The organism is Simiduia curdlanivorans (genome assembly GCF_030409605.1).
Taxonomy (GTDB): Bacteria; Pseudomonadota; Gammaproteobacteria; order Pseudomonadales; family Cellvibrionaceae; genus Simiduia; species Simiduia curdlanivorans.
Genome location: NZ_JAUFQG010000004.1, coordinates 901,413 through 913,787 on the forward strand (window position 1 = coordinate 901,413; position 12,375 = coordinate 913,787).

At 52.3% G+C, this 12,375-nt stretch carries 10 protein-coding genes; 3 read left to right on the forward strand and 7 right to left on the reverse strand.

Annotated features, from left to right (window positions below; all coding sequences use genetic code 11):
* Positions 1–12: 12 nt before the first annotated feature.
* Both glyS and glyQ read right to left on the reverse strand, forming a co-directional pair.
* A complete protein-coding gene (gene glyS, locus QWY82_RS04200) occupies positions 13–2,094 on the reverse strand; it encodes a glycine--tRNA ligase subunit beta (RefSeq protein WP_290260196.1) in 2,082 nt (693 codons plus the stop codon).
* Positions 2,091–3,053, reverse strand: coding sequence for a glycine--tRNA ligase subunit alpha (gene glyQ, locus QWY82_RS04205; RefSeq protein WP_290260197.1), 963 nt, complete (start codon positions 3,051–3,053; stop codon positions 2,091–2,093). Before glyQ ends, glyS begins: the two co-directional genes overlap by 4 nt.
* A gap of 149 nt (positions 3,054–3,202) precedes the next feature.
* On the opposite strand from glyQ, the gene QWY82_RS04210 reads away from it, so the two are divergent.
* The gene (locus QWY82_RS04210) at positions 3,203–4,114 is read left to right on the forward strand and encodes a lysophospholipid acyltransferase family protein (RefSeq protein ID WP_290260199.1); all 912 of its coding nucleotides are present in this window, start codon (positions 3,203–3,205) and stop codon (positions 4,112–4,114) included.
* On the opposite strand, the gene QWY82_RS04215 is transcribed toward QWY82_RS04210, so the two are convergent.
* The 5 genes from QWY82_RS04215 to def are packed head-to-tail and all read right to left on the reverse strand — an operon-like array spanning position 4,111 to position 9,749.
* On the reverse strand, positions 4,111–5,559 hold the full coding sequence (locus QWY82_RS04215) for a TrkH family potassium uptake protein (RefSeq protein ID WP_290260202.1): 1,449 nt from the start codon (positions 5,557–5,559) through the stop codon (positions 4,111–4,113). The two genes, QWY82_RS04210 and QWY82_RS04215, sit on opposite strands and share 4 nt — an antisense overlap.
* A 12-nt stretch (positions 5,560–5,571) precedes the next feature.
* A complete protein-coding gene (gene trkA, locus QWY82_RS04220) occupies positions 5,572–6,957 on the reverse strand; it encodes a Trk system potassium transporter TrkA (protein ID WP_290260204.1) in 1,386 nt (461 codons plus the stop codon).
* A gap of 15 nt (positions 6,958–6,972) precedes the next feature.
* The gene (gene rsmB, locus QWY82_RS04225) at positions 6,973–8,244 is read right to left on the reverse strand and encodes a 16S rRNA (cytosine(967)-C(5))-methyltransferase RsmB (protein ID WP_290260206.1); all 1,272 of its coding nucleotides are present in this window, start codon (positions 8,242–8,244) and stop codon (positions 6,973–6,975) included.
* Positions 8,237–9,214: a methionyl-tRNA formyltransferase gene (gene fmt / locus QWY82_RS04230; protein WP_290260207.1), complete on the reverse strand. Its 978-nt coding sequence runs from the start codon at positions 9,212–9,214 to the stop codon at positions 8,237–8,239. The genes rsmB and fmt overlap by 8 nt, the downstream gene beginning before the upstream one ends.
* Positions 9,215–9,242: 28 nt before the next feature.
* Complete coding sequence (gene def, locus QWY82_RS04235; protein WP_290260209.1) at positions 9,243–9,749, reverse strand: peptide deformylase; 507 nt, start codon at positions 9,747–9,749, stop codon at positions 9,243–9,245.
* A 274-nt stretch (positions 9,750–10,023) separates the two neighbouring features.
* Between def and QWY82_RS04240 the strand changes: the two genes are divergently transcribed.
* Together QWY82_RS04240 and dprA are read left to right on the forward strand one after the other, a co-directional pair.
* Positions 10,024–11,067 carry a LysM peptidoglycan-binding domain-containing protein gene (locus tag QWY82_RS04240; RefSeq protein ID WP_290260211.1) on the forward strand — a complete coding sequence of 348 codons (1,044 nt, stop codon included), beginning with the start codon at positions 10,024–10,026 and terminating at the stop codon, positions 11,065–11,067.
* Positions 11,068–11,201: 134 nt separating this feature from the next.
* Positions 11,202–12,320 carry a DNA-processing protein DprA gene (gene dprA, locus QWY82_RS04245; RefSeq protein ID WP_290260213.1) on the forward strand — a complete coding sequence of 373 codons (1,119 nt, stop codon included), beginning with the start codon at positions 11,202–11,204 and terminating at the stop codon, positions 12,318–12,320.
* Positions 12,321–12,375 lie beyond the last annotated feature (55 nt).

Here is a 12,375-nt window from a genome sequence, read left to right on the forward strand (position 1 = left end):
AGAGCCTCTGTGTTACTTAGCGGGGACCAACAGGGAAATATCCGCGATTTGTAAAAACAAATTTCGCAGCTGCATCAATAGCGCCAAGCGGTTATTGCGCACGGCTTCGTCGTCGGCCATTACCATCACCTGATCGAAGAACGCATCCACGGCGGGCTGAAGATCCGCCAAGCTGGTGAGAGCCTCGGTGAATTTGCTACTAGCAAACATGGGTTGAGTCTTGGCCTTTTGCAGCGCAATCTGCTCTGCCAATATTTTTTCAGCGGGTTCGACTAATAACGTCTCTACAATTTGATCCGAGGGTTCGCTATCGAGCTTGGCCAGAATATTTGCCACGCGTTTATTGGCCGCCGCTAGGGCTTGGGCTGCGGGTAAGTCGCCAAACTGTTTTACCGCTCGAACGCGGTTATCGATATCCAAGGGCACCGAAAGTTGTTTGGCGCTGACCGCCATAAAAATTTCAGGAGCAAAGTTTTCATCCTCGTACCATGCCACAAAGCGTTCGAGCATGTAGCTTTGTACGCTATTAACCAAATCCTTGGCGTCGGCTTTTAAATCCTTATGTTGCGCTACCGCAGCGGTTAACAGCGCGTTTAAATCCAGCGGCAATTGCTTTTCAACTAGCAAGCGCAAGGCACCTAAACTGGCACGACGCAAGGCAAAGGGATCTTTGGAGCCGGTTGGCAATTGGCCGATACCGAAAATACCGGTGAGCGTGTCCAGTCTATCGGCTAGGGCGAGAATAGTACCGGTCATAGTGTCGGGCAACACATCGCCGGCGAAGCGCGGTAAATACTGTTCCTGTAAGGCCCGTGCCACTTCGGCGTCTTCACCATCGTTAATGGCGTAGTAGTAGCCGGCAATGCCTTGCATGGTATCGAATTCGCCTACCATGTTGGTAACAAGATCGCTTTTGCACAATTGACCGGCACGCTTTGCTAAATCTGCGTTGGCGTTAAGCTGCTGGGCAATGGCTTGTGCTAAGCCGGCGACGCGTTCGGTTTTGTCAAAAATAGAACCGAGCTGTGCTTGAAACACGATAGACTTCAAACGCTCGCGCAAACTTTCTAGCGATACTTTTTTATCGGTGTCAAAAAAGAAAGCCGCATCGGATAAACGCGGGCGAATAACCCGTTCGTTACCGCTAATGACCTGCTGCGGGTCTTTGCTTTCGATATTGGCTACAGTAATGAAATAGGGCATCAACTGTTGGTTAGCATCGAGTACATGAAAATACTTTTGGTGTTCGCCCATCGACGAGATAAGCGCTTCCGCCGGTACCGACAAAAATCTTTCTTCAAATTTACCCGCAAGTGCCACAGGCCACTCTACTAAGGCGGTCACTTCTTCTAACAGCGCCGGCTCCATGTGAGCGACACCGTTAATCTTTGCTGCAGCCGCATTGACCTGCTGGGTAATGAGTGCCTTACGCTCTTCAAAATCGGCGAGCACAAATGCCGTTGACTTCAGTTGCGCGGCATAATCGTCGGCGTGTTGAATATCGAGGCTATAGTTGAAATGGAAGCGGTGCCCACGGGTAGCTCTGCCCGCAGTTAGGCCCATCACTTGGCCGCTGACGATATCGCTACCGTAGAGCATCACCAACCAATGAACCGGGCGCACAAATTCGTCGCGCTTTGCGCCCCAGCGCATGCGCTTTGGAATGGGTAAGTCGGCCAGCGCTTTAGTGACCATAGGCGCGAGCAGCTGTGTTACGGCTTCGCCACCTTGATCAACCTGCAAAAATAACTTGTCGGCCTTACCGTCGTTTTTTACGGATACGGCATCGAGTGCAACGTTATTTTTTTCCGCAAAGGCTAAGCCGGCTTTACTGGGGTTGCCGTCGTTATCAAAGGCAATTTTCGCCGGTGGGCCCCAAACTTCCGCTTGGGTGACCGGTGTTTGTGCGGGCAGCTGCTCGATACGCAACGCCAAACGGCGCGGTGCGGCGTAGGGTGTGACGGCGCCGAATTCTAAGCCCCGGGCTTTTAGGCTAGCGACGATACTATCGGAAAAGGCTTCGGATAATTTACGCAGCGCCTTGGGTGGCAACTCTTCCGTGCCGAGTTCAACTAAAAAGGTTTGCTGAGTCATTTGCTTTCTCCACTGGCGGCGAGTACTTCATCGCGTAAGGCTGGCTCGGCGAGAGGGAAACCTAAATTTTTGCGGGCATCGAAATAGGCTTGTGCCACGGCGCGCGCCAAGGTGCGAACCCGGAGAATAAAACGCTGGCGCTCGGTTACTGAAATAGCGTGCCGGGCGTCGAGTAAATTAAACGCATGCGAGGCCTTCATCACCATTTCATAGGCCGGTAGCGGCAAGCCTTTTTCGATCAGGCGCTGGCTTTCGGCTTCGTAGGTGTCGAAGCTCTTAAACATAAACTCAACGTTGGCCTCTTCAAAATTGAAGTGTGACATTTCAACTTCATTTTGATGGAACACATCGCCATAGGTGACTTTTTTGCCGTCTGGGCCGATGGTCCATACCAGATCGTAAATGGAATCTACGCCCTGTAAGTACATGGCGATGCGTTCGATACCGTAGGTTATCTCGCCGGTTACCGGGTAGCACTCTAAGCCGCCGACCTGCTGGAAGTAGGTAAACTGGGTGACTTCCATACCGTTCAACCACACTTCCCAGCCAAGGCCCCAGGCGCCTAAGGTGGGCGACTCCCAGTTATCTTCCACGAAGCGGATGTCGTGTACTAAGGTATCCAGGCCTAGGTGTTTTAGAGAGCCGAGGTAAAGATCTTGAATATTGTCTGGCGAGGGCTTCATCACCACCTGAAATTGGTAGTAGTGCTGCAGGCGGTTGGGGTTTTCCCCGTAGCGGCCATCGGTTGGCCGGCGGCAAGGTTGTACGTAGGCACTGTTCCAAGTTTCAGGGCCGATAGCGCGCAAGAAGGTAGCTGGGTGAAAAGTACCAGCGCCCACTTCCATGTCTAGCGGTTGAAGAATCACACAGCCTTGCTCGGCCCAATATTGTTGCAGGGCTAAGATCAGACCCTGAAAGGTGCTTACGTCAGGTGCAGCACCAGACTTGGAATTAGACACTTTGCCTCCAGGCAATCGCAATCGAATCAATAGAAAGGCGGGAATTATAGCGGGGTGGCGGCGAGGGTGTAAGTGCAGACTTTGGCTGCAGAGGCGTTTTTACGGTAATCTTCGCATCCAATGTCACAATCCACTGCTCTGATTAAAATATGGCGAAGCCGAAATTGTTGTTTAAAACTCGCCTGTTAAAAGGCCTGCTCCTTGCTGTGGCACTTATCCCCAAACCCGCGGCTTGGGGCTTATCGACACTGGGCGCTAAGATAATGTTGAGACTCGATGCTCGCAGTGCTTGTACCACCGATGAAAACTTGCGCTTGGCACAGCCAGATTTGACCGATGCACAACGCCGGCAATTGACCGTTGATAGCCTCTCGCACACCTTATTCATGGCGTTCGAATTGGCCAAAGTCTGGACTCAGCCTTGGTCAAAGTTGGCGCAAACTATCGCTATAAAGCCCGAAAGCCAAGCCTTGCTAGATCAAGTCATTGACCAACAGGCAGGCGTGGTCTTTCTCGCGCCGCACATCGGCAACTGGGAACTATTGGGCTTTTATCTGCAGCAACAAACACCACTGACTGTGTTATATCAGCCTGGTCCGTCGGCGGCGGTGAATCAGCTCATGCTGGATAGGCGCGAGTCGTACGGCACCAAAATACTGCCCACCAACCGACAGGGTGTAATGGGTTTGTTTAAATCCTTAAAGCAGGGCGGCTCGACCGGGGTGTTGCCGGATCAGGTGCCTGAAAAGGCGGGAGGCGAATTTGCGCCTTTCTTTGGTGTACAGGCTTTTACCATGACCTTAATTCACAACCTTATCCAACGCACTGGTTGCCGGGTTGTGATTGCAGCGTGTTTACGAAATGCCGCCGGATTTGAAATTGTGATTCAAGAGCCAGTGGCAGATATCTATGCCGATAACCTAGAGCAATCGCTTAGCGGTCTAAACCAAAGTATCGAGCAACTTGTGCTATCAGCGCCCGAGCAATATCAGTGGGAGTACAAGCGCTATCGTCGGCTACTGCCAGGCGAGCCGAAACGCTACGTAAAAAAGAAAATTTAACGGCGCCAAAACATCGGCGAAAACAACACCAACAAAGTGAATACCTCTAAGCGCCCAAGTAGCATTGCGAAGCATAGAATCCATTTGGCTGGGTCGTTAATGTTGCCGTAGTGGGCCGCCACATCGCCCATGCCCGGGCCCAAATTGGTGATGCAGGCTCCTACCGCAGAAAAGGCGGTGATGAAATCGAGCCCGGTAGCGAGCAGCGCTAAAAACATCACCATCACGCTAATAATAAACACCGCGAAAAAACTCCACACGGCTTCGATGACGCGATTGTGCACGGTTTTTTTGCCAACTTTTATCGGAAAAATCGCGCTCGGGTGAATTAAGCGCTTAATTTCCCTGTAGCCCTGCTTACAAATTAGCATGACCCGCATGACCTTCATGCCGCCAGCGGTCGAGCCGCCACAGCCACCCATAAACGCAAACAGAAATAACATAAAGGGCAAAAAAGTTGGCCAAGAACTGAAGTCTGCGGTGCCAAAACCGGTGGTAGTTAACACCGAGACAAACTCAAAGCTGCCGTGCATTAAGCTATCAAAAAATCCGTAGGTCCCAGTACCGTACAAATACAAAACGGTAATGACCATGCCGACTAACACCCAGCCCGCATAGAAGCGAAACTCCGGGTCGGTAAAATAATGCCGTAAGCTACGGGCGCGCCAGCCAACAAAATGCAGCGCGAAATTGATCCCGGCAAAAAACATAAAAAAGGTACAGATGCCCATAATAAGCGGGCTATTAAAATAACCGATGCTGGCATCGTGGGTGGAAAACCCGCCAATCGCCACTGTCGAAAAAGCGTGCCCGACGGCATCAAATTCGGTCATGCCGGCGAATCTATAGGCCAGTGCACATAACACAGTAAGGCCTAAATACATGAAAAAAAGTGCCTTGGCTGTTTCGGTAATGCGCGGTGTGAGTTTGTTGTCTTTTACTGGCCCCGGCGTCTCGGCGCGATACAGCTGCATGCCCCCGATACCTAGCATTGGCAAGATAGCCACGGCGATGACGATAATACCGATGCCGCCGAGCCACTGCAGTTGCTGCCGGTAGTACAAAATAGATTTAGGTAAAAAATCCAAGCCGGTAAAAACTGTGGCGCCGGTGGTGGTGAGGCCAGACATGGACTCGAACAGAGCATCGGTAAAGGATGCGTTTAACTCTTCACTGATATAAAAGGGTAGTGAACCGAAGAGCCCCAACACAGACCAAAATAGGGCGGTAATTAAAAACCCGTCGCGGGTTTGTAAATCGTGGCGGGCTCTGTGAACCGGTAACCAAATGGCCAGACCCGTGCAAATAGTAATGAGAAAGGCGGTTAAAAATGCGTAGTGGTGCCCGTCGTCATACCAAATTGAAAAGCCGATAGGGGGCAACAAGGTTAAGCTGAAAATCATCAGCAAAACGCCAAGCACGCGAAAAATAACGGAGAAATGCATAGTGGCTGCCCGTTAAAAGAAAGAGAAGCCGACTTGGAACAAACGCTCCACGTCTTTGGTGTATTTTTTATTGACGAGAAAAACAATCACGTGGTCGCCGGTTTGCACCACCACATTATCGTGCGCAATGATGACCTCACTACCGGTGTCGTGCTCGCGCACAATGGCGCCGATACTCGCGCCCTCGGGCAGATCGATATCTTCGATGGCGCGGCCAACCACTTTCGAGGTTTTACTGTCGCCGTGGGCAATCACTTCTATCGCTTCTGCTGCACCGCGACGCAGCGAGTGCACGTTCACCATGTCGCCGCGCCGAACATGGGTGAGCAAGCTGCCGATGGTGGTGGTTTGCGGGCTAATGGCGATATCAATTTCGCCGCCTTGAACCAGGTCGACATAAGCGGGATTGTTGATCAAGGCCATAACCTTGCGCGCGCCGAGTCGCTTGGCGAGCATCGACGACATGATGTTCGCTTCATCGTCGTTGGTGAGTGCCAGAAACACATCGGTATCTTCGATATTTTCTTCCAGCAGTAAATCTTGATCAGAGGCGCTGCCGAGCAGCACCACGGTATCTTCCAATTCTTCCGAAAGCCGATTACAGCGCGCTTCATTAAATTCGATAATTTTTACCGAGTAGCGCTTTTCCAATTGCAGGGCGAGGCGCGAACCGATATTGCCACCGCCGGCGATGATGATGCGCTTGTAAGAGCTTTCCAGGCGCCGCAATTCGCTCATCACCGCACGAATATCCGCTTTCGCGGCGATGAAAAAAACTTCGTCATCGGCTTCTATCACCGTCGAACCTTCGGGCATGATGGCTTTGCCGCGTCGGTAGACGGCGGCTACGCGGGTATCCACCGAGGGCATATGTTGGCGCATGTAACGCAACTCTTGGCCGACTAACGGACCACCATAGTAGGCGCGCACGGCAACGAGTTGCACCCGCCCCTCGGCGAAGTCGAGCACTTGCAACGCACCTGGATGTTCAATCAAACGAAAAATATAATCGGAAACTAATCGCTCGGGGCTGATCAACACATCGATGGGGATCACTTCATTACTGAACAGGTTGCCCTGAGACAAATAGGCCTGGGAGCGAACCCGAGCAATTTTGGTTGGCGTGCGAAACAGGCTATGCGCTACTTGGCAGGCAATCATGTTGATTTCGTCGTTGCTGGTGACGGCCACCAACATATCGGCATCTTCAATACCGGCGCTAATCAGTACATTGGGGTGCGAGGCGCTACCGGTGACCACGCCAATATCGATTCTATCGCGCAGATCTTCCAGCAGCGCTGGATCTGTATCGACCACGGTGATGTCATTTGCTTCACTGGCGAGATTCACGGCGAGCGTGCCGCCTACTTGGCCTGCACCTAAAATAATAATCTTCATGGATGCGTGAAACCCTTATTTTTGTTTATGCAGCAAACAATAGTAGAAGCCGTCGCTATTGTGTTGGCCCGGTAAAATTTGTCGGCCCGCGCTTTGTTCTACACCCCAACTGGCGTCGATTTTTTGTTCTTTTGCATCGGCGGTGCGCGCCAAAAACGCTTCGATCACTTGTGTATTTTCTTCCGGCATCACGGAACAGGTTGCGTACAACAAATAGCCGCCTGCCTTTAACAGTGCCCAATTGGCCTCGAGTATGTCACCTTGCAGGGTCGCCAGCTTAGCAATATCAGCGGGTTTACGCAGTAGCTTGATATCGGGGTGGCGGCGAATCACGCCGGTGGCGGAGCAGGGCGCATCTAACAGAATGTGATCAAACGGTTTGTTATCCCACCAGCTTGCCGGCTTAGCGGCATCGCCACAAATAATTTTTGCCTGTTGCTTAGCGCGATGTAGATTTTCTCTGACTCGGGTTAAGCGTTTAGCTTCTACATCGATGGCAACCACGTCTACTTTAGCCGCTTGCAGTAAATGCAGCGTTTTGCCGCCCGGCGCACAACAACAATCGAGCACTCTATCGCCATCTTTTAACGGCAACAGCTCGCCAGCTAATTGCGCTGCCTCATCTTGAACGCTGAGATCGCCCTGATTGAAGCCCGGCAGGCTGGTTACGTCCACCAAAGTTTCCAGCTCAATGCTGTTGGCGGCCATTTGCCCAGGCTTGGCCACCAGTGATTGCGCGGCCAGTTGATCGATATAGGCTTGGCGATTGATCCAAGGTGCTAGGCGCAATGACAGCGGTGGGTGCTGATTATTGGCCGCTAAAATAGCGTCGGCATTCTCCGGCCAATGACTGCGAATAGCTTTTTCGATCCATTTAGGGTGACTGCCCTGTGCCGTCGCCAGTAAGGTGTCTTTCTGACGCAAAAAATTGCGTAAAACGCCGTTCACCAGTTTTGTCGCCCAATCCTTTTTTAGGTCGCGACAGGCTTCTACGGTATCGGACAGGGCGGCGTGATCGGGTACACGCAGGTGCTCGATTTGGTAGATACCCAACAGCAGCAGCGCATGAATATCGGCATCCTTGGGTTTAAAGGGCTTGGCGAGCAGGGCTTGAATGATTGGGTTATAGCGGTAAAACCACCGGCAGGCGCCAAAACACAATTCCTGTACCAAGCCCTTGTCTCGGGCTTGGGTCCTAGCTAGGTAAATCGGTAGCAGCGCCGATAAGGAATGGCCTTTATTGAGAAGATCAGCGAGGCAGAGCGCGGCAATGGCGCGGCTATTCATCGGCCGGCTCGGCCGAGATGAACTGAGTCCCCTCGGCAAATTTAGCGCTGCTACCGGCGAGCAAATCGGCGATGGCGAGTGCCTTTTTGCCGGGCAACTGCACCGAAGTGAGCGCCAACTGACCTGCTCCACAGGCAATCACAAGGCGGCTTTTGCTACCGTACTGTTCAGACGAAACAATGGAGCCCGGTGGTGCCGATGTTTGCTCTGACACCACGGCGGCTTGCCATATCCTCAGTCGCTCTTCGCCCAATAAGGTAAACGCCACAGGGAAGGGGTTAAAGGCGCGAATCAAGCGATCAATTGTGTCTGCAGGTTGGCGCCAGTCTATTTGCGCTTCTTCTTTGCTGAGTTTATGGGCGTAATTGGCCTTGTTGTGGTCTTGTGGCACCGGCTTGACGCTGTTGTCGGCCAGTTGATTGAGTGTGTCTATTAGCGCGGGGCAACCAATTGCGCAAAGTTGATCGTGTAATTCGGCTGCCGTGGTGGTTGGCTCGATGGGGCAGCGGCTGACGGCGAGCATATCGCCAGTATCCAGCCCCACATCCATCTGCATGATGGTGACACCCGTTTCGGTATCGCCGGCCTGAATGGCGCGCTGTATTGGCGCCGCGCCGCGCCACCTAGGCAAGAGCGAGGCGTGTACATTAATGCAACCCAGCCTCGGCAGGCTTAACACCGCCTTCGGTAGCAATAGTCCGTAAGCCACAACCACCATCACATCGGCCTGATATTGCTCCACCAGCGCTTGGTCTTCGGGTGTTTTTAAGTGAATAGGCTGGTGCACCGGCAAATTGTGGCTGAGTGCCAAGGTTTTTACCGGGCTTGCCTGTAATTTTTTTCCGCGCCCAGCGGGTCTATCAGGCTGGGTAAAAACCGCCACCACTTGGTGTTGGCTGCCGAGTAGCGCCTCTAGATGATGTGCGGCAAATTCTGGCGTGCCGGCAAAGATAACGCGCAAGGGGCTCATGGCTGAGAACTCAAATTAGGTAAAGTGCTTAAGCCTGCTGGCGGTGTTGTTTTTCGAGTTTTTTGCGTATCCGATCGCGCTTCAGGTTCGAAATGTGATCCACGAATAGCTTGCCATTTAGGTGATCCAGCTCGTGTTGGATACAGGTAGCCAATAAACCATCTGGCACCATTTCGAAGCTTTTACCGTCACGATCAAGTGCTTTTACCCGAATATGCACGGGGCGCTCCACGCTTTCATAAAACCCCGGGACTGAAAGGCAGCCTTCATCATAGCTGCCAGTCTCTTGATCCAAAACATCGACCGTGGGGTTGATGAAAACCATCGGTTGGTTTTGCTCTTCGCTAATATCAATGACCACAATGCGCTTGTGAACATTAATTTGCGTGGCCGCCAAACCAATACCAGGGCAGGCATACATGGTCTCAAACATGTCGTCGATGAGTGTGCGTACCTCGTCGTTAACGTCGGTAACGGGCTTCGCGAGGGTGCGTAACCGAGGGTCTGGAAATTCTAATATATCGAGCTTAGCCATAAACGGTGTGACAAACTTCTAGTAAAAAGATAACAGTCGCTGCTAACATTATGATCAAACAGCATTTACGCCAAAATTTAGCAGCCCAGAGTGATCTTGCCATGGGCAAAATGTAAAGCCGTTGTAGTCTTTATTCAACGGTGGCACATTGTCACTCAAGCTGTGCTGGATTGACAGCGGCAGGGCATTTGGTTTTGGTACGCTATTATAACGTCTAAATTCTCCAAAAAGGCCGAGATTTCCCCAAAGGCCAAGAGAAACAGGATAGGTTTCTATGAAAAAGCTATTTGTGGGTCTGGCAGCATCTTTGTTGTTGTCATTGGCAGTAACCGCAGAAGAAGTCCAGATTCGCGACGATCGTCCAGACAGCTATCGGGTCACCGAGGGCGATACTCTTTGGGATATATCTGGGAAGTTCCTAGAAAACCCGTGGATGTGGCCGGAAATTTGGCAGGTAAATCCCCAGATCGACAACCCCCATCTCATTTACCCAGGTGATGTCATCACCTTGGTTTACTTAGACGGCAAGCCCCGCTTGGCCATTGAGCGCGGCGTACCTACCACTAAGCTGTCTCCCGGCACTGAAAAACTGTCGCCAAAAATTCGCTATCAGCCTGTTGCTGCGGCAATTCCCGCCATTCCACTGGATGCTATCAACGCCTTCCTAACTGGCAGCCGAATCGTAACGCCCGAGCAATACACCGATGCGCCATACGTACTGGCGGGTGAGGATGCTCGTTTGATTACCGGTGCAGGCGATCATTTATACGCGCGTGGTGAAATTGATGAGAATGTGCCTGTGTACGGTATTTACCGCAAAGGCAAAAGTTTTAAAGACCCAGTCACAGGTGAGTTTTTAGGCTATCAAGCCTTGGACGTTGGCGCCGCCAGTGTTGCCGCCATCAACGGTGACATCGCCACCATGAACGTGACCCGCACCACCCAAGAAATTCTGATCGAAGACCGTTTACTGCCTAGCGCCGATCGCGCCGTTGAAAGCACCTTCTACCCTAAGGCACCGGACCAAGATATCAACGGTGTCATCATGACCGTTGAAGGCGGCGTAACTCAAGTTGGCAGGATGAACGTGGTTGCGATTAATCGCGGCAGTCGCGAAAGCCTCAGGGCCGGTGACATCTTAGCCATTCTCAAAGATGGCCCCATAGTACCCGACCGCATTACCGGCAAGAACGTCAAGCTGCCAGACGAGAAGGCGGGCTTGTTGATGGTGTTCCGGGTGTTTGAAAAAATGAGCTTTGCCATCGTTTTAGATGCTAAACGTCCACTAGCCATTAACGACAAGGTGGTTAATCCTTAAGGGATTCCTTCTAAAATGGTTAGTGATTGACATGAGAAACCGGCGTAAGCCGGTTTTTTTTGCGCTAAAGTTTGAGCTAGAGTTAACGCAACCGCGCACGCCCTAACTAACAATTCAGTTCAAGGATGAACACTATGCCACCCTCTGAGCGCGATATTCTTATCGCACTGCACCATCTCCCAGGTTTAGGCCCGCAAAAGTGGTTGACGCTGCAACACACTATTCAATCACCCGCCGACCTGCTGGATTGGCCCACTGATAAATTGATTAAAAGCTTGGGCCAGAACGCCGCGCAGTTGTTTGCCCTGTGGCGCGCCGGTGAACAGGGCTGGCTAGGGGCGAGGCTCAATGCCTTAGCGCGCTGGCTGGAATCCGACGGGCATCATATTGTCACTCAATTTGATGAGCTATATCCGCCACTGCTAAAAGAAATCAACGGTCCCTTATTGCTCTACGTGGCCGGTGATCCGCTAGTACTGAACTTGCCGCAAATTGCCGTGGTTGGGGCGCGAAAAGCCACCGCCGCTGGGGCAAAAACGGCACATCATTTTTCCCAGGCCTTGGCCTCAGGCGGCTATGGCATTACCAGTGGCTTAGCGCTCGGCATCGACACCCAGGCGCACTTAGGAGCGCTTGCCGGTGCCGGCAAAACCGTGGCGGTATTGGGCTGCGGTTTGGATAAGATCTATCCGGCGCGAAACCTAGCCCTAGCGGCCCAGATAATCGAACAAGGTGGCGCCCTTGTGTCCGAATTTGCCTTGGGCGTAAAGCCAGAGCCCGGCCACTTCCCGCGCCGCAATCGCATTATTAGCGGCCTGAGTGTGGCGACCCTGGTGATAGAGGCGGCGATGAAAAGTGGTTCATTGACCACAGCGCGCCAGGCCTTGGAGCAAAATCGCGAGGTGTTTGTGATTCCCGGCTCAATCTACAGCGAGGTGAGCGAGGGCTGTCACTGGCTTATTCGCGAGGGCGCAACGCTGGTGTATAAACCTGAGCAAATTGCCGAGCAGCTCGGCGCTCAGTTGGCGCTGTTCGATTTGCCCGAACCAGCGATAGAGGTTAACGATGAGCTGGTGCCTAAGCACAAAAAGCTATTGCAGCTGATTGGTCGAGAGCGAGTGGAGTTCGAAGCGCTGTTGGCATTGTCACACTTTAACCTTAGCGAATTACATCAAGCTCTGGGTGAGTTGGAAATGCTTGGCCTTATCGCCTCTAGCGAACAGGGTATAGAGCGGCTTTTCGCCGGCAGTTAGGCAGAGGCAGTTGGGCAATTGCTTGCGCTAAGCGTAGGTGGGACAATGCGCATCG

What these genes read in the sequence shown, in the direction of transcription:
- glyS (WP_290260196.1), bottom strand. Translation starts at nt 2,094, where the DNA reads ATGACTCAGCAAACCTTTTTAGTTGAACTCGGCACGGAAGAGTTGCCA.
- QWY82_RS04210 (WP_290260199.1), top strand. Translation starts at nt 3,203, where the DNA reads ATGGCGAAGCCGAAATTGTTGTTTAAAACTCGCCTGTTAAAAGGCCTG.
- QWY82_RS04215 (WP_290260202.1), bottom strand. Translation starts at nt 5,559, where the DNA reads ATGCATTTCTCCGTTATTTTTCGCGTGCTTGGCGTTTTGCTGATGATT.
- trkA (WP_290260204.1), bottom strand. Translation starts at nt 6,957, where the DNA reads ATGAAGATTATTATTTTAGGTGCAGGCCAAGTAGGCGGCACGCTCGCC.
- rsmB (WP_290260206.1), bottom strand. Translation starts at nt 8,244, where the DNA reads ATGAATAGCCGCGCCATTGCCGCGCTCTGCCTCGCTGATCTTCTCAAT.
- fmt (WP_290260207.1), bottom strand. Translation starts at nt 9,214, where the DNA reads ATGAGCCCCTTGCGCGTTATCTTTGCCGGCACGCCAGAATTTGCCGCA.
- def (WP_290260209.1), bottom strand. Translation starts at nt 9,749, where the DNA reads ATGGCTAAGCTCGATATATTAGAATTTCCAGACCCTCGGTTACGCACC.
- QWY82_RS04240 (WP_290260211.1), top strand. Translation starts at nt 10,024, where the DNA reads ATGAAAAAGCTATTTGTGGGTCTGGCAGCATCTTTGTTGTTGTCATTG.
- dprA (WP_290260213.1), top strand. Translation starts at nt 11,202, where the DNA reads ATGCCACCCTCTGAGCGCGATATTCTTATCGCACTGCACCATCTCCCA.